The 22,627-nt window shown below is 32.1% G+C and carries 19 protein-coding genes; 4 read left to right on the top strand and 15 right to left on the bottom strand.

The window, feature by feature from the left end:
* Positions 1 to 4: 4 nt before the first annotated feature.
* The 8 genes from ACFVRR_RS19930 to ACFVRR_RS19895 all read right to left on the bottom strand — a co-directional run bounded on the left by ACFVRR_RS19930 (position 5) and on the right by ACFVRR_RS19895 (position 10,107).
* Positions 5 to 2,227 (bottom strand): glycoside hydrolase family 65 protein, encoded by a 2,223-nt coding sequence (locus tag ACFVRR_RS19930; protein ID WP_387332042.1) that lies wholly within the window; start codon positions 2,225 to 2,227, stop codon positions 5 to 7.
* The gene (locus ACFVRR_RS19925) at positions 2,224 to 3,258 is read right to left on the bottom strand and encodes a Gfo/Idh/MocA family protein (protein WP_387332097.1); all 1,035 of its coding nucleotides are present in this window, start codon (positions 3,256 to 3,258) and stop codon (positions 2,224 to 2,226) included. The genes ACFVRR_RS19930 and ACFVRR_RS19925 overlap by 4 nt, the downstream gene beginning before the upstream one ends.
* Before the next feature lie 16 nt (positions 3,259 to 3,274).
* Complete coding sequence (locus ACFVRR_RS19920; RefSeq protein WP_387332040.1) at positions 3,275 to 4,069, bottom strand: sugar phosphate isomerase/epimerase family protein; 795 nt, start codon at positions 4,067 to 4,069, stop codon at positions 3,275 to 3,277.
* A 66-nt stretch (positions 4,070 to 4,135) separates the two neighbouring features.
* Complete coding sequence (locus tag ACFVRR_RS19915; protein WP_387332038.1) at positions 4,136 to 5,194, bottom strand: zinc-dependent alcohol dehydrogenase; 1,059 nt, start codon at positions 5,192 to 5,194, stop codon at positions 4,136 to 4,138.
* A 37-nt stretch (positions 5,195 to 5,231) separates the two neighbouring features.
* Positions 5,232 to 6,086 carry a carbohydrate ABC transporter permease gene (locus ACFVRR_RS19910; protein WP_387332036.1) on the bottom strand — a complete coding sequence of 285 codons (855 nt, stop codon included), beginning with the start codon at positions 6,084 to 6,086 and terminating at the stop codon, positions 5,232 to 5,234.
* Positions 6,070 to 6,954 (bottom strand): carbohydrate ABC transporter permease, encoded by an 885-nt coding sequence (locus tag ACFVRR_RS19905; RefSeq protein ID WP_387332034.1) that lies wholly within the window; start codon positions 6,952 to 6,954, stop codon positions 6,070 to 6,072. The genes ACFVRR_RS19910 and ACFVRR_RS19905 overlap by 17 nt, the downstream gene beginning before the upstream one ends.
* Positions 6,955 to 7,126: 172 nt before the next feature.
* Positions 7,127 to 8,413: an ABC transporter substrate-binding protein gene (locus tag ACFVRR_RS19900; protein ID WP_387332032.1), complete on the bottom strand. Its 1,287-nt coding sequence runs from the start codon at positions 8,411 to 8,413 to the stop codon at positions 7,127 to 7,129.
* 11 nt (positions 8,414 to 8,424) lie between these two features.
* Positions 8,425 to 10,107, bottom strand: a complete 1,683-nt coding sequence (locus ACFVRR_RS19895) for a sugar phosphorylase (RefSeq protein ID WP_387332030.1) — start codon at positions 10,105 to 10,107, stop codon at positions 8,425 to 8,427.
* Positions 10,108 to 10,561: 454 nt separating this feature from the next.
* Between ACFVRR_RS19895 and ACFVRR_RS19890 the strand changes: the two genes are divergently transcribed.
* Positions 10,562 to 11,581 carry a LacI family DNA-binding transcriptional regulator gene (locus ACFVRR_RS19890; RefSeq protein WP_387332028.1) on the top strand — a complete coding sequence of 340 codons (1,020 nt, stop codon included), beginning with the start codon at positions 10,562 to 10,564 and terminating at the stop codon, positions 11,579 to 11,581.
* A 22-nt stretch (positions 11,582 to 11,603) separates the two neighbouring features.
* On the top strand, positions 11,604 to 12,275 hold the full coding sequence (pgmB, locus tag ACFVRR_RS19885; RefSeq protein WP_387332026.1) for a beta-phosphoglucomutase: 672 nt from the start codon (positions 11,604 to 11,606) through the stop codon (positions 12,273 to 12,275).
* A 97-nt stretch (positions 12,276 to 12,372) separates the two neighbouring features.
* Here the strand turns inward: pgmB and bioB are convergent, their stop codons facing one another.
* Genes bioB through ACFVRR_RS19870 form a run of 3 tightly spaced genes read right to left on the bottom strand, consistent with a single transcriptional unit; the run spans position 12,373 to position 14,645 of the window.
* Positions 12,373 to 13,368, bottom strand: a complete 996-nt coding sequence (bioB, locus tag ACFVRR_RS19880) for a biotin synthase BioB (protein WP_387332024.1) — start codon at positions 13,366 to 13,368, stop codon at positions 12,373 to 12,375.
* Between the two features lie 16 nt (positions 13,369 to 13,384).
* Positions 13,385 to 14,071 (bottom strand): dethiobiotin synthase, encoded by a 687-nt coding sequence (gene bioD / locus ACFVRR_RS19875; protein WP_387332022.1) that lies wholly within the window; start codon positions 14,069 to 14,071, stop codon positions 13,385 to 13,387.
* A gap of 1 nt (position 14,072) precedes the next feature.
* A complete protein-coding gene (locus ACFVRR_RS19870; RefSeq protein ID WP_387332020.1) occupies positions 14,073 to 14,645 on the bottom strand; it encodes a biotin transporter BioY in 573 nt (190 codons plus the stop codon).
* A 139-nt stretch (positions 14,646 to 14,784) separates the two neighbouring features.
* On the opposite strand from ACFVRR_RS19870, the gene bioA reads away from it, so the two are divergent.
* Entirely contained in the window at positions 14,785 to 16,143 is a 1,359-nt protein-coding gene (gene bioA / locus ACFVRR_RS19865; protein ID WP_387332018.1) for an adenosylmethionine--8-amino-7-oxononanoate transaminase, read from the top strand.
* 85 nt (positions 16,144 to 16,228) lie between these two features.
* Here bioA and ACFVRR_RS19860 read toward each other — a convergent pair whose 3' ends face one another.
* Entirely contained in the window at positions 16,229 to 17,473 is a 1,245-nt protein-coding gene (locus ACFVRR_RS19860; protein ID WP_387332016.1) for a helix-turn-helix domain-containing protein, read from the bottom strand.
* A gap of 253 nt (positions 17,474 to 17,726) precedes the next feature.
* Here ACFVRR_RS19860 and ACFVRR_RS19855 point away from each other — a divergent pair, with 253 nt between their 5' ends.
* Complete coding sequence (locus ACFVRR_RS19855) at positions 17,727 to 18,632, top strand: LysR family transcriptional regulator (RefSeq protein WP_387332014.1); 906 nt, start codon at positions 17,727 to 17,729, stop codon at positions 18,630 to 18,632.
* Between the two features lie 86 nt (positions 18,633 to 18,718).
* Here the strand turns inward: ACFVRR_RS19855 and ACFVRR_RS19850 are convergent, their stop codons facing one another.
* Genes ACFVRR_RS19850 through ACFVRR_RS19840 form a run of 3 tightly spaced genes read right to left on the bottom strand, consistent with a single transcriptional unit; the run spans position 18,719 to position 22,627 of the window.
* Positions 18,719 to 19,873 carry an MFS transporter gene (locus tag ACFVRR_RS19850; RefSeq protein ID WP_387332012.1) on the bottom strand — a complete coding sequence of 385 codons (1,155 nt, stop codon included), beginning with the start codon at positions 19,871 to 19,873 and terminating at the stop codon, positions 18,719 to 18,721.
* A 41-nt stretch (positions 19,874 to 19,914) separates the two neighbouring features.
* Entirely contained in the window at positions 19,915 to 21,228 is a 1,314-nt protein-coding gene (locus ACFVRR_RS19845; protein ID WP_387332010.1) for a VTT domain-containing protein, read from the bottom strand.
* A gap of 40 nt (positions 21,229 to 21,268) precedes the next feature.
* On the bottom strand, positions 21,269 to 22,627 hold the full coding sequence (locus ACFVRR_RS19840; protein WP_387332008.1) for a sensor histidine kinase: 1,359 nt from the start codon (positions 22,625 to 22,627) through the stop codon (positions 21,269 to 21,271).

The following is a 22,627-nucleotide window of genomic DNA, read 5'->3' as shown; positions in this document are numbered from 1 at the left end:
CTCCTTAAAGTGAAGCGATAATTTGATCTGTTAAGTTAAATAATTCACCATTTATTTCAATTGCAACCTCTGTATCAGTATGTTTAGTCACCGTTACAGATTCTTGCGTAATTGAAATCTCAAGATTTGTACCTTGCCAATGGAACGGGAAAGAAAGTTTGTCCCAATTTTTAGGTAAGTTTGGATTGATCTTTAACTTATTTCCTTCAACCGTTATGTTTGCAAAACCAAAGATTGTTGCTAACCAATTAGCACCTAGTGATGCTGCATGAATTCCTTCATCTGATGACTTCGGATTAGGTCCTAAATCGATTAAGCAAGCTTCCCTGAAAAGTCGATAAGCATTTTCTTTTTCGCCACATCTTGCAGCAACAATTGCATGAATTGCTTTACTAAGTGATGAATCATGAATTGTATGCTCCTCATAATAATGCAAATTCTTTTTGACTACATCTTCTTCAAATAAATTTGGGAATAGATATAGTAGCATAACTACATCAGCCTGTTTTAAAATCTGCATTTCATTTACTTCTTGTCGTGAATAATCAAAGAGAATTGCCTGGCTACCTTGTGTCTGTTTGTAAATTGATAAATCAATCTCAGGTTTTGTTAAAAAAGTATCATCCTGAGGAATAATTTTGTCTTCGTTTGGCTGTGGTAAGTAAAGTCGATTTAAAAAGTCATTTCCGCTCTTTACTAGGTCTTCTTCGATTTTATGATATTTTTCCATATAGCATAATGCTTGTTGAACATTATAATAAGCCATATAGTTCGTATAAGCATTGTTGTTAATATGTTCCGTATATTCATCAGGTCCAATTACATCATTAATTGAAAGTACTTCATTTTCATCAGTCGTACGACTAATCCAAAAACGAGCCGTTTCCTTTAACAATTCTAAACCTTCATTTGCCATAAATACATCATCAAATGTATTTTCATAGTATTGACATACTGCAAAAGCAATATCAGCAACAATATGATGCTCAGCTATAGCTGAAGCAACCTTTTGACGAGTACCAGTTAATATATTAATAGCTGCATATTCAGGAGTTTCCTCCATCCCAGAGTATGCACTTTCCCAAGGGAAAAGAGCTCCAGCATAACCATTTTTAGAAGCCTTATCTTTTGCTTCTTTTATATGAAGATATCGATAAGTTAATAATTTTCTTGCTACTTCTGGTTCGGTAAATAAATGAAAAGGTGCAATAAAAATTTCGGTATCCCAAAATACATGTCCTTTATAGCCTTCACCAGTTAAACCCTTTGCTCCTACACTAAAACGGTCATCATGTGATGGTGTCATTATTTCAATATGGTAAAGTGAAAAGTCTATAGCGATTTGATCAATCTCTTCCTTTGAAGAAATGCTAACGCGCTTTTGTTCCCAAAAATGATTCCACTTAATAGCTGAACTTTCTAGGAGACGATCGTATCCAGCTGATCTATTTTCTTGAACAGCCTGAATACTAGCTTGTGTAGGCTCTTCTTTTCCTTTATCAATTGAAGTATAGATTGCACTTATTTTTTCTAATTCGAACGACTGATTAACGGTTAAATCTTGTTGAATGATTGCCATAAGTTGACGGTTCTTTGCCATAAAAGAAACATTACTAGTACTAGGAACATTACATGATGTTGCTAAAGCGATTGTATGATTACTTTCAGTCGTACTATATACTGCATGCATGATTTTTTTATCGATCACACGAATGTTTTCTTCTAAAAGGTGTTGCTTTCCAAAATTAGATGTCTGTGCATCAATACCAGTCGTTATTTTAATTGATGCATCACAATCCAAACTAATCACAGTAATTTTTGATGCAAGTAAATGTATATTATCTTTGGAAACAAATCGTTGAAATTTTAAACAAAAACGATTACCATCTTTGTTTTTCCATACGACTTCTCTTGTTAGTTCTCCTTTTTGCATATTTAAAATACGCTCATAAGAAAGGATTTCACCTGTAAGGACAGAAAAAATCTCACCATTTATTTCAATCTTCATACCAATTAGATCTGGCAAATTTACGATTTCTGTAACATCATTTGCTGTGAATTTATTATAAACTCCTGCTACGTACATTCCCCGAGTTTGTTCTGAATAGTATTCTTCATGACTTGCTCGTAAACCTAAATAGCCATTTCCTAAAGCCATAATCGTTGCGTATTTATTGATTGATTGTAAATCAAATTTATTTTCGTTAATTACATTTACTTCTTTCATAAAGATATACTCTCACCTTTTTCAGCTGATTGATAGATCGCTTCAACAAGTTGTTGGATAGCATAACCTTGTTTTCCATCTGCTAACATGGCATTCTTCCCTAAACAACGATCAACAAAAGCAGCCATGCTTTTCGAATGACGGTCAGGATCAGCCTCTTCTCTCTTTAAAAGAGTTACAAGCTCTCCTTTTTCATCTGTATAGATTTCCGCTGGATACATCAAAGCACCAGCTTGATCCCCACAAAGTTCTACATTCATTTCTGATTTTTCTTTTATATTCAATGCAAAGGATGTTTCTAATTGAATTAAGCATCCATTCTCTAATTCAATATAAGAAAATAAAGAATCTTCTACTTCAAATTTTGAAGGATCCCATTTACCAAATGCACCTTCATCTTTCTTATGACCAATTTTCTTAAACATTTTTGCTGTTACTTTTTTAACCTTTGGATAGTCCAAAACGTAAAGTGCAGCATCAAGCATATGGATTCCTAAATCGATTAGTGGTCCTCCGCCTTGGATTTCTTTATTAGTGAAGTTACCCCAACCTGGAATGCCATTTCGTCTTAAAGCCTTCACTTTAACAAAATAAATCTCGCCCAATAAACCTTGCTCTATTTTTTCTTTTACGATCGAAACATCATCAGCAAAACGGTGATGAAAATCATAGGCAAGTATACGTCCCTTCGCTAACGCTGTTTCATACATCTTTCTAGCATCTTCAGCTAAGATAGCAGGTGGTTTTTCACAAAAAACATCACAATTATTTTCTAATGCTTGCATAACACTCTCAAAATGATATTTATTTGGAGTACAAACACTAACAATGTCAGGACTTTCTTTTGCATACATTTCAGTAGCATTAGTGTAATAGTTAGGAATATTATTACGCTCTGCAAAGCTCCTTAGTGATTCCTCATTTACACCAACTACTGCAACAACTTCTATTTCTTCTCTAGTTTTATAGTAAGCAACGTGAACTTTTTCAGCTATTTGTCCCCCGCCAATAATAGCTACTCTCTTCTTAATCACAACGCTACTCCTTTCAACTTAAAGCTTCTTTTATATGATGAAATGCTTTAATGTACTCATCCTCTAAGTTAGTTCCACGAACACGACATTCAAATGTTAAATAACCATCATAGCCATCAATCCTTAATTGCTCGAAGTGCTTTTTAAAATCTAATGATCCACTCCCCGGTTGGAAGCGATGATTATCTGCAATGTGAATATGTTCAACTAAATCACGATTATTGTGAAGTGCTTCTGATATACTATCTTCCTCAATATTCATGTGATAAAAGTCAGCAATTATTTTCACATTTTTAAACTGATTATCTTCAATATATTTACGTGCATCAGCTAAAGTATTAATCATATGATCTTGATAGCGGTTTAAAGGTTCTAAGTAAATAGTCGTTCCTGTTTCACCTGCAACTTTATCTAGAAAAACTAGTGATTCAGTAACTGCTTTACGATCTCCTTCTAGACTTCTTGGAGAAGACATAGGTGGTAGTCTGAATGTGAACATTCCCCATGCTGCAGGTACAACGATACCTTTTCCTCCAACTTCTTTTAACGCTTTTAGAATTTCTTCAATATCTGCTAAACCTTTTAAACGACGCTCTTCAATAAAATCACCGATCCAGCCATAATAACCACCACAAGCTGTCGTTACCGGTAAGCCAGTCTCAGCAATTGCTTCTTTAATTTCTTCTAAATGATCAACTAAAAACTTACCATCGATTTCAAAGCCTTCAAAACCAATTTCTTTTAAGTATTTAAATTTTTCTTTAATATTTTCTGGAAAAAATGCTTGATTTTGTGTTCCAATTTTCAACGAAATCCACTCCTAAACAGAAGGGAGTGTAATACACTCCCGTGATTTTAATGATTGATATTCTGATTATTTTTTAAATTGAACACCCATCTTAATGCTTAGCTCGGGCTTTTTATCAACAAATTCCATATACGATCCAGCTACTTCTTCAAATGAAACAACTGGTTCAATTAAATCTTCACAATTTAAATAACCGTTCATTAATAATTCCCAACAAGTATTTTCGATACGTTTACGTGACCAACGTGGATAATCCGGGTTTGGTTCACTACTGCCTCGTGAAAATACAATCTTTGCATTGTTAAAGTGTGCTTCACGACCAAGATTAAATCCTTCTGGGAAAGGTTTAGCAAAAGCTACATAAGAAATTGTTCCACCGTAAGCAATACCTCTTAGTGCTGCTTGCAGTGAACTTGATACACCACTTGTTTCAATGATTGAATCTGCTCCTAATTTATTAGTAATTTTTTTAATTTCATATCCTAAATCGCAGTTAATTGGATCGAAGCAATAATCCGCTCCATTTTTTAACGCGATATCACATCTATGTTGTAATGGATCTACACCAATTACAATACTAGCTCCAGCTTTCTTTGCTAATTGGATTGCAATTTGTCCAATCGCACCTAAGCCGACAACAACTACATAATCACCCGCTCTAACATTTGCGTCTCTAACACCGCTCATCGCAAATTGTGCTGGGTCATAATAAACTGCATTCTTCCATGAAGAACCTTCTGGCATTTTACGTAATTTATAATTATCTACAGCATTAACAATTACAGTTTCCATGATTGGACCATAAGTACAAACTTGATCTCCTAATTTATACTCAGTTACTTCATCACCGATTTCACAAATGCTACCTACAACCATATTTCCTAATTGAAATTCACCAAATACGATTCCACGAGCAGCTCCTTCTTCACGTGGCATAAACATTTTCCACTCTTCATTGAACTCTTCATCAATAAATGGGCTAAGTCCTCTAAAATCAACCACTTCAGTACCGTGTTTCGGTGATGCAAATTCGACTTTAATTTTCACTTCATTAGGTTGTACTGGGCGATCTTCGTACTCGACTAATGCTGCAACTCTAGGTTCAACTGCTACTAATTTTTTCATACTATATTTCATCCTTTCAGTAAAAAACTATTTCGATTTAACCTTTTACTCCACCTTCAGTTACATTCCCTTTAATAAAGTGCTCAGATAATGCATACATAATAACTACTGGTAAAGCAGTTACTAAAGATGCTGCCATCATACGACCCCACACATAATCTGGTGTACTAAATAAAGTATTTAAACCGATTGGTAACGTAAAGTTTTCTGAACTTGATAAGAAAATCGATGCAAATAAGTAATCGTTCCATGCAATCATGAATGCATATACGAAAACAGATACGATTCCCGATATTGATAAAGGAATAATAATATAGAAGATTATTTTTAATCGACTAAGACCATCAATCATAGCCGCTTCTTCTAAATCTTCAGGAATTGTATCGAAATAGCTCCTTAACATAAAAATCGCTGTTGGAAGAGTTTGTACAATCATCGTAATGATCAAAGCCATTTTTGTGTCATATAAGCCAAAGCCAGAAATTATTTTGAATAAAGGAACTACTAGTAAGATCCCTGAAAACATATACACAGTGTAAAAACTAGCATTGATTGTGACTCTTCCTTTAAATTTCAGTTTCGATAATGCGTAAGCTCCTAATATTCCAAGTACCACTGATAATGAAGCTGCTATTAATGAAACGATTAAACTATTTTTGAAATAGTTTAAATATGGGAAAATTGTTGGATTAAAAATGTCAATATAATGCTGGAAAGTCCATTCATGCGGCAATATTGTCGGATTTGTTGCAATTGCTTCTTTTGAACTTTTTAATGACGTCATTAGCATAATAAAGAATGGAAATAACATGATTCCTAATATTAAAATCAGCACAACGTAGAAACCAGTTTTCTTCATAATTTTATTTCTTTTACTACTTACTGCTGCCATTTAAGTTCACCCTCTTTCTTGATACGATAATAACAATGAATAATATGATGAATAAGATTACTGAAATTGACGATGCTTTTCCTAAATTATTGAAAGCAAACGCTGTTTCATATAGATAAATACCTAAAATATTTACTTTATTTGTTAATAAGTAAACATCTGTAAACATGTAGAACATCCAAATAAATCGTAAAGTTACAACTGTTAGTAATACCGGCATAATCGCTGGTAAAGTTACAACTTTAAACTTTTGCCAAAGTGATGCCCCATCGATATCAGCAGCTTCGTATAATGATTTATCAATCGTTTGCAAGATTGCTAAAAACGAAATAAATGCATAAGGGAAATACTTCCAAATCGCAAAAACTACGACAATTATAAAACTACTAACTGGATTGTCAAACCATAATGGCGCGGTTTTAAATAGATGAAAAACATCCGTTCCTAGGTAATTAATAATCCCATATGAGTTATTGAACATATATTTCCAAGCAAAAACTAATGAAATTGATGGAGTTACATAAGATAGGATAATTAAAGATCGAGCAGTTTTACGGAACTTAAATGGTCGATTAAAGAATAACGCAACACCAAGACCAACTACAGTACTACCAACTACAGTTAATACTGTATATAAAATAGTAATTCCTAAAGATTTATAAAACACAATATCTTTAATAACATCCGTGTAGTGAGATAAACCAACAAACTTAGCTGGTAATCTTGGGTTAATTGGCTGATCAAAAAAACTTATTTTAATATTAGATAACATCGGATAAGCAACTAGTAATAATAGAAGGAAAATACTTGGTAAAAGTAGTACCATGGCTAGCTTTATATCAGATCTTTTTCGGACAATCGGTTTCATACTACCTCCTAAAAAACAATCTATTCTCTCATTTGATAGATTGGTGATAAAGAAAAGTTGTTTAAAAAGCAACTTAGCTTGCTTTTCAAGCGTTCGTTCTTTATAAACAACTTTCAGTAATTAAGAAATTGAAATTAAATAATTAATACTTGGTAAATTGAAATACTAGTAATTATTTTATTACGCCTTTTAATTTTTCTTCTGCTTCTTTAATAGCAGAATCTACGCTTTTTCCACCAACAGTCACTTCATTAATTAACTTAGCAACTGCTCCTGAACTTGTAACATCACCCATTTTTAAGAAGTTCTTGTTATCAACAAGACCAAATACTTGAATGTTATCAAACGCGCTTGCGATTTCAGTTGAAAGTTCACCAAATGAATTGACAACTTTATTTTCTTTATATTCTTTGCTTTCTGTTACATCTTTATTTACTGGTTGAGATCCACCTGGAGACATTAATACTAACTTCGTATTATTTTCAGGTTTTGCCATGAACTCTACTAATTTTTCTGCAGCAGCTTTTTGGTCAACATCTAAACCAGAAGAAATCGTGTAAGCAGATACTGTTCCATATACTGCTTTTGTTTTTTCAGTTGGAATGACAAATCCAATATTGTTTGTTTTTCCTTCTTCATATACTGAAGGAAGAATATAAGTTGAGTAAACTGCCATTGGAGCAGTTCCATTCATAAACGCATCTTTTACTTCAGTAACATCATTAGAACCTGGCATTGTGTATTTTGATAATTCTTTGTAGTAACTTACAGCTTCTTTCATTTCAGGTGTATCTAATGTTAAATTACCTTTGCTATCGAACATATTTGCATTATTTGATAAAGCAAATTGTGAGAAGGCTTGCTCAGAAAAACCACCTTCAACAGTTGGAAGTGCAATACCGTATTTTTTACTTCCACTATTCGTAAATGCCTTTGCAATCTTTAAAACATCATCCCAGTTTTTAGGTTCTGCGAATCCTTTATCCGCAAGCATTTGCTTGTTATACCAAATTCCTTGAACCCAACCACTAATTGGTACACCTGTATAATTTTTGCCGTCCTCAGTTTTTAAAAGCTTTAACGCACCTTCATAATACTTATCTTCTCCAACTTTAGAGATCACTGATTTAACTGCGTCTTTATCAATTAATTCATCTTTGTCCATAACTTTTGCATAGTCTTGTCCAACTTCAATTACTGCTGGAAGTTTCCCAGAGCTTGCTAACGTTACAACTTTTGTATTATAAGCATCTTCCTCAACTGGAACTTGCTTTACTTTAATATTTGGATTTGCTTTTTCAAATTTTGAAATTAAGTCTGTAATAACCGCTAATCTTTCTTGTTCAACAGAAGAATGCATAAATTCAATCGTTACTTTACCATTCTCTTTTTTACCACCACAAGCTGTTAATCCAACAGCTAACATTAAAACCAAGAACATACTTAAAAATTTCTTCATTGTTCTTCCTCCTAATTTACTGGTTTTAACCAAATGTATTGATATGGATCTAAAGAAATAGATTCATTAAATTCTTCAACTTCTTCAGTTAAAATATTTAAATATTTTCCATTGAAACTGCATATAACTTTTTCATTTGAAAGATTATGAAGAATGACAATGCTATCTTCTTCATCTACTCGTTTAATAGCAAATACATTTTCGTTCAGATCAAGTACTTCCATTTTTGTATTCGGATTAAATAGTTTTTCTTCTTTACGTATTCGAATAATATTTGTAAGTTCTGTAAAAATCTTATTTCTTAATGATCCAACTTCATTTAATTCATTTTCAATTTCAACAAATGAATATTTTTGACGATTAATCGAACGATTCATACCTGTTCTTTCCACACCTGCATAATCATTTCTTGAACCAAGCATACTTTGAATATAAATTGCTGGTACTCCTTGGAATGTTAATAAAATTGAATGTGCCAATAAGAATTTCTTTACTCTTAGTTCATCACTCGATGATTGTTTATTTAAAGCATCTAAGTAAGTTACATTAATTTCATATGGACTTTCAGTACCATCTGAATTTTTCTTATAATTTACTAGTGCACCTTCTACTTTTAAATCTTCTACTAATGAAAGTATTTCTTCTTCAGGGATAATTCCACGTATCGGATTTAAACCAATTCCATCATGAGAAGCCAAGAAGTTGAAGAACGTTGTTTCTTCTCCAGATCCTTCAAGATTTTTTGCCCAATTTGTTAATGCACTTCCATTTCCTTTATGAAGTGAGTATAAAACTAATGGAGGCAGTGGAAATTGGTAAACCATATGCGCTTCATCATGTCCGTTACCGAAATAAGAAATATTATCTAAATGAGGTACATTTGTTTCAGTAATCATTACTGTACCTTTAGCAGCTTCATCTAATAAATCACGGAATAATTTAACGATTTCATGCGTTTTTTCTAGGTGGATACAAGAAGTTCCAACTTCTTTCCACATATATCCTACAGCATCAAGTCTTACATATTCTGCTCCTTGTTCCAGGTAAAACAGTAAAACATCAACCATATCTAATAAAACTTGTGGATTACTAAAGTTCAAATCAATTTGATCGTCACTAAATGTTGTCCAAATGTATTTTTCCTCACCATTCGCTAAATTAAACTTTGATAGCAATGGAAGTGCTCTAGGTCTAGTTACTGAGCTTAAATCAATTGATGGATCCATTTCGACGAAGTAATCTTTATATTTTGAATCACCATTCAAATAGCCTTGGAACCATTCACTCTTACTAGAAATGTGATTACATACATAATCAAACATGATTCTCGTTGATTTTGATAAATTCTCAATATGTGACCAATCTCCTAATTCAGGATTTACTTTTTTATAGTCAACTACTGAAAAACCATCATCAGATGTATAAGGATAAAAAGGTAAAATATGAACAAGTTCAAATTTATTTGCTAAATGCTCATCAAACATTTTTTTAAATGTTTCTAATGTTGGTTTTCCCTCTTCTTGAAATTGATCGCCATAAGTAATTAAAACTACATCTGACTCATCCCAATTTTGTTTTCTTTTTTTAGTAATGTTCAATTTAGCTTCTTCAATTCGTTTCTCAATCAAGCTATTAATCTGATCTATGTCTTCATTTTCATAAATAAAAGCTAATCTTTCTTTTATTTTTCTCATATGATCCCTCCTTGTGGTATCGCTCCCACAGAGATTTAAAAAAATGAGCTTTAGTTTGGTACCGCTCCCACATCCCCAATATATTATAGAAAGCGCTTACTGTCAAACTAAAAAAAATACGAATAAAAAATTTTTTTTGATTTAATAAAATAATTTATTGATCGGGTATTTTTTTACTAAATTTTTGGTATTGCTACTTTTATGTATTCTCCATATAATTGCCCTAGTAATAAATACAGATAAAAAAGTTATATCTGGCTATTCTCTGTTCATAATCTTGACAAATTTTTAAAAAAATCGTTACTATCATTTATATTAGGAATTTCTTTCTATCGCTCTAATTATTATGAACAAAAAATATTGCGATATACTTTTTTTTATTGATCTTATCTACTTATAAAAAAATAATTTACTATAAAATGTAAACGGTTTAATTTAGAAGAGGAGTTTACAAATGGGCCCAACAATTTACGATATTGCTCGGGTGGCTAACGTTTCAAAGTCCACTGTGTCTCGAGTACTTAATAATAAAGATAATATTTCAGAAGAAAGTCGTAACCGAGTTTTGAAGGCAATTGAAGAATTAAATTACCAGCCAAACAAATTAGCTAGGGCACTTACATCATCAGGCTTTGATGCAATTTTGGTAATGTCACGTTCTACTAAAACTACTGCTGGAAACACGTTTTTCTCTGAAATAATTCACTCTATTTCCACGAGATCAGAAGAAGAAAATTTTGATGTCATTATCCAAACATCTAAAAATAGTAAAGATGAGCTTAAAAAGTGTATTGAGAAAATTCGAGGTAAAATGATTAAAGGTATTCTAATGTTAAGTTCGCCTGCTAATGAGGAGTTTTTCAAGGAATTAGATAATTATGAAATTCCAGTTGTCGTTATCGGGAGAGTTGAAGATAACTATCGAAACGTCTATTCAGTAGATACTGACAACTTTAATGACAGCTATCAATTAGTTCAATATTTAATTGATCAAGGACATACTGACATTGCATGCCTTCATTCTTCGCTTGATTATCATGTATCAATTGACAGATTAGAAGGATATAAAAAATGTCTAGTTGATAACGGAATCCCACTTCGTTCAGACCGAATTATTGATAGTGGATATACAATGGAAAGAGCATATGAAACATCTGAATCACTACTAAAATCAAAGGATTTACCTACTGCAATTTTTGCAATAGATGATTTAAAAGTTATAGGATTATACAATACAACTACAAAGTTAGGGCTAACAATTCCAAATGATATTTCAATCATTGGATATAATAATGGCATTTTTTCACCATTATTCTCACCACCATTAACCGGAATTGAAATTCCAGTTATGAGGCTAGGTGAAATAGCTACAGATTTGCTTTTTAAGCACATAAAAAATCAAACTGAAAAAACAGAGCACATTATTGTTCCAACAAATCTAATCGAACGAAAATCAGTTGCAAAATTAAATTAATTGAGATATTGGGGGTAGCATTTTGAAAAAACAAGTTGAAGCAATTATTTTTGACTTAGATGGCGTAATTACTGATACAGCTGAATTTCATTATTTAGCATGGAAAAAACTAGGTGAAGAATTAGGAATTCCCTTTGACCGTGAGTTTAATGAAACGCTAAAAGGAGTAAGCCGAACAGATTCATTAGAAAGAATCCTAAAGTTAGGAAACAGACAAAATGATTTCACCGAGTCTGAAAAAAATGAGTTAGCAACGAAAAAGAATGCTCACTATGTTGAACTAATCCGTAATATTTCAGAAAAAGATCTATTACCAGGAATTGAATCATTCTTAAAACAAATTAAACAAGCAGGCATTAAAATTTCAATGGCATCTGCTTCAAAAAATGCATTAATGGTAGTTAAGTCTTTAGGAATTATTAATTATTTTGATCATATCGTTGATGCCTCAACTGTTATAAATTCAAAGCCGCATCCCGAGGTATTTTTAAAAGCTGCCGGAGCTGTATCTGCTAACCCTGAAAACTGTATTGGTGTTGAAGACGCTGCTGCAGGTGTAGATGCGATTAACGGGGCTAATATGTTCTCGGTTGCGATAGGAGAGACAGCTATTTTAGGCCACGCCAATTTAGTCTTATCATCCACAGAAGAATTAGATCTTGATCGAATTATTGATCAGTATTTATCAGTATAAATTACCACTTTTTATTATTCGAGAATAATATTTCTTGCACTAAATTATCTCTATAAAAAAAACGAAAATCTCATTTTTAAGATTTTCGTTTTTTTTATTATGAAAATATCTCTTCTTGTTTTCCAACCAATTCAATCTCAAACCCTAAATCTTCTAGCATTGAATGGTCACTATTTGTCTCCTGACCTTCCGTAGTCAAATAATCACCTATAAAAATACTATTTGCAGCATACAATCCTAGTGGTTGTAAACTGCGCAGATTTACTTCTCGTCCTCCAGAAATTCGAATTTCTTTCGTTGGATTTATAAAGCGGAATAGTGCTAATACTTTTAAACAATAACGCGGATTTAATTCGTTCACGCCTTCAAGTTTCGTTCCATCAATAGCATGTAAAAAGTTTACCGGAATGGAATCTGCATCCAATTGTCGTAATGACCTCGCGATTGAAATAACATCTTGTTTTGTTTCCTTCATCCCAATGATGGCTCCCGAACACGGAGATATACCTGACTGTTTAACTTTCTCAACAGTATCGATTCGATCCTGATATGTATGAGTTGTCGTAATATAATTATGGTGCTCAGCTGATGTATTTAAATTATGATTATATCGATCAACACCTGCTTCTTTAAGCTCATTTGCTTGATGATCTTTAATAATCCCTAAGCAGGCACATACTTTCATACCATATAATTCTTTAATTTCCTTAACTGCATCTGTTACTACATTTACATCTCGATTTGTTGGTCCGCGCCCACTTGCAACAATGCAATATGTACCTGCTTTTAATTCAAAAGCACGCTTTGCCCCATCAAGAATTTCTTCTTTAGATAGAAAAGGATATTTCTCAATCGGTGCACTAGAAATTGAAGACTGGGAACAATAACCGCAATCCTCAGGACAATAACCACTTTTAGCATTAATGATCATATTAAGTTTAACTTTTTTTCCATAATAATGTTTCCTTATGATAAATGCACCGTTTAAAAGTGAAAGTAATTCATCATCTTCACATGACAAGATGCTTAAAGCTTCCTCATCTGAAATTTCTTTACCTAAAATAACCTCTTGCGCTAATTTAGTCCAATTCATATCATCACTCACCATTTCATTGATTTTTCGTTAATAATTCCTGGAATTCTAAAATAGATGTTTCTGTAAAAAAATCTATCTGCTCCGGTATAACACCAAGAACGTTATGACCTGTTAATTTTTCTAGCATAACTAAATTATCTTTTTCCATTTCACCCATAACTGAAGGTACATTATTAATTAATAATCCCATTAGATTAATTTGGTGTGATTTTAAATATTCAGTTGTTAATACAGTATGGTTAATTGTTCCTAGCTTTAAAGATGTAACAAGGATTACTGGTAAGTTTAATAGTTTTATTAAATCAATCGTTCCAAAATTTTCTTTTAGCGGAACCGCAACTCCGCCCGCTCCTTCAACAAAAACAACATCATGCTTATGTTCTAATTGCTTATATTTTTCTAAAATAACTTGCTCATCAATATAAACATCTTCTAGTTTACTAGCTAAATGTGGTGAGACTGGTGTTTTCAATGTATATGAACTGTAGTAATCATGCTCTTCTGTTAGTTCTAGTTTCTCTTTATAAAAGGCTGTATCTTCCCCTATGAGTCTATTGTTAATATTAACGACTCCACTTTGTATTGGTTTATAGGGTATTGCATCAATTCCTTTTTTCTGCAAGCAATCCACCATTTGGGCAGTAACATAGGTTTTTCCAATATTCGTATCGATACCAGTAACAAAATATCCTTTTCCCATCTTAAGCAGCCACCTTTTTTTCATTTTCTCTAACTTTTGCAAAATGGGAATGTAGGCGCACCGCTAATACTCCCCCAAAAACAGCTAGTAATAAATCTTGTCCAATACTATATACGAGTCCCATCATAAGAACTTCTTTTAATGAAACGGGACTATCTAACCAAGTGTTTAATGAAATATATACATATGTAATGCCTAAAATATAAACAATAATTAATCCGATTACATTAGCAAAAATAAAATTCTTAAGTTTTGGTTTCTTTGTTTTTTCAACGATCGATCCAATTACAAACGCAGCAATAATGAAACCGATTAAATAGCCAAATGTTGGTTTTAAAACATATTCAGGTCCACCACCAGAAGCAAATACTGGTATTCCGATTAATCCAATTCCAACGTACAGTAGTTGACTCATCATCCCTTTTTCACTTCCTAAAAGGCAGCCTGCTAAAAACACGAAAAGAATTTGAAGCGTAAAAGGAATCACTGGTAAAGGAATCTTTATAAAGGCTCCGATCGATGTTAGTGAGGCAAATAATGATATTACTGTTAGTGATAAAGTTCTATTTTGCATCGTATCCCCCCTATTAGTTTATGAGTTTGATAAATTAGCAAAATTTGACAAACTCACAAAATTAAATTAACATGCAATTGAAATATATGTCAACCAAACTATAGAAATAGGTTAACATATAAAACAGGGGGGAACATATATGAATCATGAACTCTATCAAGATTTATCTAAAAAAAATAAACAGTATCTTTGGCACCCTTTTACTCAAATGAAGGATTATCTAAACGAAGATCCACTAATTATTTCACATGGTAAAGATCGAAAACTATATGATGTATTAGGCAATGAATATTACGATGGTGTATCCTCTATTTGGTTAAATGTTCACGGACATAATATTCAAGAATTAAATGAAGCCATTCATGAACAATTAGAGAAGGTTGCCCATTCGACACTTCTTGGAATGGCCAATATTCCTGCCATTCTATTAGCAGAGAGACTAGTTGAAATCTCTCCAAGCGGATTAGAGAAAGTTTTTTATTCAGACTCAGGTGCTACCTCAGTAGAAATTGCGATTAAAATGGCCTATCAATATTGGCGAAACATAGGAAGATCTGGTAAAAATACTTTTGTTACAATGAAGGAAGCTTATCACGGAGATACAATCGGAGCAGTGTCCGTAGGGGCAATCGACTTGTATCATCAAGCATATAACGAGTTAATGTTTCCAAGTTTAAAGGTTTCCTATCCACATCTTTATCGTTCAAAATATGTGGGAACTGAAGAAGAAATAATCAATTCCTATTTAAAAGAGGTTGAAAATTTATTCATCGAAAAGGCTAACTCAATTGCGGCATTAATTATTGAACCAATTGTTCAAGGAGCTAGTGGTATCATTGTCATGCCAAAAGGGTATTTAAAGGCAATACAGGAATTATGCATAAAGTATGATGTATTGTTAATTGCTGATGAAGTTGCAACAGGATTTGGTCGAACAGGTAAAATGTTTGCTTGTGAACTAGAAGGAGTTACGCCAGATATTTTAACTTGTGGCAAAGGATTAACTGGTGGCTATTTACCAGTTGCAGCAACTTTAACGACTAACAAAATTTATGAAGCATTTTTAGGTACATACGAAGAACAAAAAACTTTCTTTCATGGGCACAGCTATACAGGTAATCCCCTTGGATGCGCTGTTGCATTAGCAAATCTAGATTTATTTAATAAAACGAAATTATTACAACATGTCGAAACAATCTCATCTTATGTCCAAGAGAAACTGATACAATTTAATGAGTTAAAACATGTTGGAGATATACGTCAAAGTGGCTTGATGATTGGAATTGAACTAGTAAAATCTAAAGATACTAAAGAAGCTTTCCATTGGAACGAACGAATTGGTGTGAAAGTAACCAAAAGAGCAAAAGAGCTTGGACTACTCACCCGTCCCCTTGGAAATGTTATTGTATTTATGCCTCCATTAGCTTCAAAGGAATCGGAGCTTGATGAAATGATAGATATTCTTTATCGCGCTATTTCTGAAGTTACAGACGGGTAAGTAACTTAGTAATAAGAACTAAGCCAGATAAGGAACTATATCTAAACTAGTAAACCATGAACAAATCTACTGTGTTCATGGTTTACTATAATGGGTTGAATTGAAGTTCTAATTCAATTGCATTTTCAAACTGGTTGGATTGAATATAATATGAATATAATTTTTTTCCATACTGTTCATAATAAGAAATATTATTTGTTGATTTAAATTGGGGTATTGCTACTTCGCTCAAAAATTTATAATATTCTTTTTGATTACGTTCACAGTTTAGCTTTAAGAGCATAAATAATGTCCGATGAATTGAACTTTCGTATTTTTCAGCTAGTTTACTTCCTAAATTGATCAACTTTAAAAGTTCCGTCTTTTCAAGTAAGTTCCCTTCTAAACACGCTTCGATATAATTATAATAACGTCTCAAATAATAGATTGACTTGTTTTCTGTTATATGTAAGGATTGTTCGAAGCATTTAGAGGCTACTTCAAAATCTCTTCTTTTAAAATATTTAACACCTAAATTATTTAATAGAATCCCTTTTTGTATTTGCGCACCTACACGATCACAGCTCCGAATTAAACTTTGATATTTTTCGATCAATTCTTCAAAAGGCATGTCCTGTTCATTATCATATTGAAATAATAAAAGTGATTGCGCATTTAATGCCTGAACATAGTTATGGTTCGAATTAAAATATTTTAGAGATTTTCTTGCATACATAAATGCTAATAATTTAGAGCCTGCGAAATAATAAGCGAGAGCTAGATGGTAATAATATTCTTCATTTTTATACACTCCATTATTTATTTGATTCAATACTCTAACAGCATCTCTCATATCTTCACATACAGTGGTTCTATAAATGCTAATAAAATAGATTCCTTTCACATGCAGAAGAAAATTCTTTTCGTATTCATTAAGGTGAACAAATTCTTTTTCAATTCTTTCGATTGTTTGTTTAGCTTTTTTAAACATTTTCTTATAAAGATAAAATCTCGCCAACAATAATGAATACTCCACTGCATATTTTGTTGACATAATAAAAGGTATATTCTTAAGTTGGTTAAAGTTGTCTTCAATACATTTGGATCTTTGCTTTATAATGGCTAAGTTTAATTCATTCAAATGTTTTCCAATTCGATTATATGATTCTAACTTTTCGTTCAAATCAATCCCTAATCGTTCAGAAAATAAAGCGATTATTTCAGAAGTAAATGTAACTTTTCCACTTTCAAATCTACTTAAGTATGATTTAGAACAAATCCCCTCACATAACATTTCTTGACTAAATCCGCTTTTCTCACGGTAAAACTTAATTATTTTCCCGACTACCATTTTTTCCCACCTAGTTTTTCTTTCAGAACTGGGATCAATTCGTATGTTTGAAATATCTTACTTTCTATTTATTTAAGTCGATATCGTAATCAATAGTAGCTAACAAATAAATTTCAATATAATTCATAAATTGCCTCCAATCATTCTTTTTACAGATTAATGAGTTAATTATAATGGTAGACTATTATAAAATATATTTAGTGTTTTTTATAATCTGTTATTAAAAATTCTTAACTTAGAAAGTTGTGGCACAATGCATATTGAAAGGCTTAAATACATTTATGAAGTTTCTCTAACAAATTCTATCTCAATAGCTTCTCAAAATTTACATGTCACACAATCAGCAATTAGTCAGGCAATCTCAAGTGTTGAAGATGAATTAGGAGTTAAAATTTTCAATCGCGATCGACAAGGAACAAATCTTACATTTGAAGGAAAGCAATTAATTGAAACAATAAAAGAACTGTTACAAAATTATCAAAAATTAATAGAACAATCTGTGAGTCTCCAAAATGAACCTAGCGAGGTATTAAAGATCGCTACAATCCCTGGACATATGGCTACTATCTTAAAAACCTTTTCTAAACTAAAAAAAAATCATCCAAATGTCTCTCTAAACGTAGTAGAAAAAGGGTCAAAAGAGATTGTAGAGGGTGTCATAAAACAAAAGTATGATTTTGGTTTCATTCAATTTCGAGATTATTTAATGAATGATCTAAAAAAAGTTCGGGCAGAAGTTTTACTAAGGAGCCCTATTCATATTTGCACTAGTAAGTCCTCTCATTTAGCTTTAAAAAATTCGGTAACAATTAACGATTTAAAAGATGAAAGCTTTGTACTTTATAATGATGACTATCTAAATTCTTTAACCGAGTATTTAAAAGATTTTCCAATGAATGTATTATTTGTAACTGATAATTTAGAGGTTATAAGGGGTGCAGTTATTGAAGACTTAGCAATCACATTTGATACATGTATTTCCCTAAAAAATGAAGCGTCCATTTTAAATGGACAAACTGTTTCAATTCCTTTAATTGATGTAGAACCTTTGACGGTACCGATTGGATGGATCCGTTCAAATAGCTCATTCTCATCTAATTTATATGAAAAGTTTATAAATCTTTTAAAGATTGAGTTGGAATGGCTTGCTCATCATTAATTTCCCATAAAAAAAACAGAAAAACTTTTCATGTTGGTTTTTCTGTTTTTTATACTAATAGTCTATTTAGTTTTTTAAGTAACTTCTTAAATTCTCTTCAACACTCTCATTAACAATAAAGCAGTAAATAATGCAATCACTCCATTAATATAAAATGAAGTATTAGCTCCAAATTGTTGCCATAACCAACCTGTTAGCAACGAAGCTGGAAAAAAACCAATTCCAGAAACCATCGCATAGAAACCGAGTGCCGTTCCCCTCTCATCAGGTCTCGCTAATTCTACGACAAGTGCTTTTTCAACCCCTTTTGTTAAAGCTGAATAAAGTCCGTATAGAATAAAAAGAATGACTAAACCAGTGGCTGAGTGAGCTTCTGCAAAACCGATATAAACGATTCCATATAAAGCATACCCAGCCGTTAGTATTCCTCTACGTCCATATTTATCGGAAAAAGCACCTGAAATATAAGAAAAGGAAGAAGCTGTTAAATGAAATACTAAATACATCAATAATACACTTTGATTCGAGAATCCAAGATTTGCTGCTCTTAATAACAAAAAAGAATTGGATGAATTTACAATTGTAAACAATAGTACAATTAATAATAGTTTCTTTATATTGGAATCTAAAAGCTCCCATTTAAAATCTAACTTTCTTGATGGCTTATAAGGTTGCTCAATTGGTCTATTTATTCTTTCCTTTACACTAAATAAAATAATCCAACCGATTGTTATCGGAACCAATGAATATAAAAACACATCCTTAATGTTTTTATTTCCTACCGCTTGCAAAATAACAATAGCTGTTCCTATTCCTAAAGCAGCTCCTAACATATCCATCATTTGATGAATACCGAAAACTCTACCTTGCTTATTTTTCCCACCAGATTCTGATATTATAGCGTCTCTTGGGGCTGTACGAATGCCCTTTCCTGTTCGATCAACTAGCTTCCAAATGAAAACTCCGATCCATGAACTTGAAAAAATTAGAACAAGCCTTCCTATACCTGATAACCCATATCCTAGAATCGCCAAGCTTTTTCTGTTCTTCAGTCGATCTGAACGCTTACCAGAATATAACTTTAATACACTAGCCAGACTTTCGGATAAGCCATCAATAACACCGATTATGAAAGGACCTGAGGCTGAAAGAATAATTGGGATTAACGGTGTTACCATGTAAGTACCCATGTCTGTAAAAAAGCTGACCAGACTTAATATCCACACATTCTTACCTCTCATAATCCATTACCTCCTAAAATCGTAATAAAGGAAGACTACAGTCACTCGACTTGCTTTTTTAACAATTTTTCCTCACGTATATTCTCTTTCAACAGCGAGACAAATCGAAATAACTCCAGTGAGAATATGATTCCACTTAACCAAACTGAGCTGAATACAAACCCAGCAGCAATGTCACTAGGTAATAAGTGGTGCAAATAGACGCTGCTTATAGAAAATAGTAGAACAACAAAAATAAAACAGAAGAACATTACGATATTAAGTAAATAAGCTTTGTTATGCCGAACTAACATAATAATGAAGTAACCTAATACTGTCAAAATCAACATAGATTTTTCATTTGGAAAGTTTTTACTTACATTACTACCTAGCATAAAGTTGAAGATCCAAGGAATCCCAATGGATAGAATAAGAATTCCAGCTAAACTAGCGATAAAAAAGAGCAATTCTAGCCATTTATTTTTGTTGTTTATTAATATGACAAGAATGGTAGCAAGTGAGACTGCCAATAAAACCTTCCATGTCGATAATGAATAAATAAAGTTCATACTCCCATGCCAATTTTGATTAAATAAATTAAAAACAATGGTCTTGAATACGGAATTGAATTTATCAAATTCATTACTAATTTTGTCCTGAATTAACCCGATCATTAAGATAATGAACGTAACGAAAAAAATTAAACACGTTAGGATGATCAACTTTAATTTCATGAAACTTTTAAATCTCTTGAAACTTGATTCAAAAATTAATAGTAATGACTCTTTAATTATTTCCTTATTTGCTTTAACAACAAAGAAGGTGAGTACTATAATACCTAATAATATACTACCTAATACTAACCACTTTTTAATTTCTACTTGATAGATATCCCATTTTGGTCCCATGATTTGACCTAACCATATAAAGGTTCCAACCCAAAGAAATACACCAATATAGGAAAAGATAGCAAAGGATCGATACGGTAATTTTATGATTCCGGATATGATGCTTGCGAAATGTCTAATCCCTGGAATAAAGAAAGATACAAGCAATAATACCTTCCCATATTTTTCATACCATTTTGACATCTTTTCGATCTTTTCAGGACCCATATGGATATAGCGTCCAAATTTACGAAAAAAAGGTGTACCAAGTTTATATCCTAACCAATAGGAGATTGTTACTCCAACAATTCCTCCAAGGCCAGCAAAAATAATGGACAAAACAATATTCATTTTCCCATGAAAACATAAAACACCTACATAACTCATTAATGCTTCATTCGGAATAGGAACTATAATCAATTCCAACATTAATGATAAAAATAGGATTATATAACCATATTCATTTAATAAATGGATGATTTCGTTCATATTAAAACCTCAATCTTCAATACTCATGTACTGATTATTTTCACTTAAATTCATCTAGTGGAAATACTACCTCTACTTCCGTTCCTATATTTTCAACACTTTTAATATTAATTTTCCCATTATGCAAGCTAATTATATTTTTTGCAATTGAAAGACCAAGTCCAGTGCCTCCACTAGTTTCACGGCTACGCGCTTTATCAACTCGATAAAATCGTTCAAAAATATTTTCTAATTCTTCCTCTCGAATCCCAATTCCGTAATCTTTTATTGAAAGAATAGCTGATTCACTACTACAACTAATGCTTACCTCAATTTTGTCTGAACTGTACTTTATAGCATTATCTAAGAAGATAATAATTACTTGTTTAATTTTAAGTTCATTACCTTTGATTAATATTTTCTGTTTTTGTGCGTGTAAAGAAATTTCTCGTTTATATACATTTTGAAGTTGTACTAAAGTCGAATTACATAAAGCAACTAGATCTACTGGATTCATTTCGATATTCTTTAAACGTTCCGACTCGGCCAAAGTTAATAGCGTTTTTGTTAAATCTTGCATACGGTTGGCTTCCGAATAAATCGTTTCTATTGCTTCCGTCGCCATTTCCTCATTTTTCAAACCACGTCTTCTTAATAAGTTAGCAAAGCTACTAATGACAGTAATCGGAGTTTTTAACTCATGAGAAGCATCTGAAACAAACTGTTTCTGCTTTTCGATGTTTTCTTGTAACCTACTGATCATTCGATTAAACGTGCTTGCCATTTTATGCAATTCATCTTTCGTTTCATTTTTTATTAAAATCTTTTTTGGAACCCCACTTTTTTCAATATCTTCCATCGTAGTAATCATAGAAGTAATTGGGTTCATTATGATGCGTGTTAACCATCTTCCAGCCATCATTGATAAAATTGCAGAGACACCAGTAACGATTGCCATTATTGTTAATAACAAATCTTTTCGACCTTCAAGTCCTACTAACAACTCACCAATTTCGAGCGTTCCAATCACTTTTTGGTTCTGTAAAATTGGTACGCGTACGACTATATTTTGATGCTCACTAAAAGGGATTAGCTTCGTTTCTTCTTTCTTAGTGAATTTAGGTTTAATACGATTCAAAAGTTTATCATTACTTACTTCTGTCACTATTTTCGAGTTTAAATTAATAATTCGAATATAGGAATGATTAGACATAAATGGATATAATGCTTCTTCATTTATCACCAATGAGTTATGGATTTCATGTTTTTTTAAAATTTCATGCGCCTTTTGACTTACAACATGCTCTTCCATATTTACAGTTGTTTTCATAAACAAATAAAAAACTAACCCGTTAATTAAAATTAGAATGATTAAAATCCATGAAGTAATTAATAAATTTATTTTAGTTGTTATTTTCAT

It is taken from the genome of Gottfriedia sp. NPDC057948 (genome assembly GCF_042887255.1).
GTDB lineage: Bacteria > Bacillota > Bacilli > Bacillales > Bacillaceae_G > Gottfriedia.
The sequence above is the reverse complement of the archived record's forward strand: the minus strand, read 5'-3'. Positions and strand labels throughout refer to the sequence as shown.

Coding starts and splice junctions, on each gene's coding strand:
- ACFVRR_RS19840 (WP_387332008.1), bottom strand. CDS start 22,627: ATGAAAATAACAACTAAAATAAATTTATTAATTACTTCATGGATTTTA.
- ACFVRR_RS19930 (WP_387332042.1), bottom strand. CDS start 2,227: ATGAAAGAAGTAAATGTAATTAACGAAAATAAATTTGATTTACAATCA.
- bioB (WP_387332024.1), bottom strand. CDS start 13,368: ATGAATTGGACTAAATTAGCGCAAGAGGTTATTTTAGGTAAAGAAATT.
- ACFVRR_RS19850 (WP_387332012.1), bottom strand. CDS start 19,873: ATGAGAGGTAAGAATGTGTGGATATTAAGTCTGGTCAGCTTTTTTACA.
- ACFVRR_RS19860 (WP_387332016.1), bottom strand. CDS start 17,473: ATGGTAGTCGGGAAAATAATTAAGTTTTACCGTGAGAAAAGCGGATTT.
- ACFVRR_RS19855 (WP_387332014.1), top strand. CDS start 17,727: ATGCATATTGAAAGGCTTAAATACATTTATGAAGTTTCTCTAACAAAT.
- ACFVRR_RS19890 (WP_387332028.1), top strand. CDS start 10,562: ATGGGCCCAACAATTTACGATATTGCTCGGGTGGCTAACGTTTCAAAG.
- bioD (WP_387332022.1), bottom strand. CDS start 14,071: ATGGGAAAAGGATATTTTGTTACTGGTATCGATACGAATATTGGAAAA.
- ACFVRR_RS19915 (WP_387332038.1), bottom strand. CDS start 5,194: ATGAAAAAATTAGTAGCAGTTGAACCTAGAGTTGCAGCATTAGTCGAG.
- ACFVRR_RS19900 (WP_387332032.1), bottom strand. CDS start 8,413: ATGAAGAAATTTTTAAGTATGTTCTTGGTTTTAATGTTAGCTGTTGGA.
- ACFVRR_RS19905 (WP_387332034.1), bottom strand. CDS start 6,954: ATGAAACCGATTGTCCGAAAAAGATCTGATATAAAGCTAGCCATGGTA.
- bioA (WP_387332018.1), top strand. CDS start 14,785: ATGAATCATGAACTCTATCAAGATTTATCTAAAAAAAATAAACAGTAT.
- ACFVRR_RS19910 (WP_387332036.1), bottom strand. CDS start 6,086: ATGGCAGCAGTAAGTAGTAAAAGAAATAAAATTATGAAGAAAACTGGT.
- ACFVRR_RS19870 (WP_387332020.1), bottom strand. CDS start 14,645: ATGCAAAATAGAACTTTATCACTAACAGTAATATCATTATTTGCCTCA.
- ACFVRR_RS19845 (WP_387332010.1), bottom strand. CDS start 21,228: ATGAACGAAATCATCCATTTATTAAATGAATATGGTTATATAATCCTA.
- ACFVRR_RS19895 (WP_387332030.1), bottom strand. CDS start 10,107: ATGAGAAAAATAAAAGAAAGATTAGCTTTTATTTATGAAAATGAAGAC.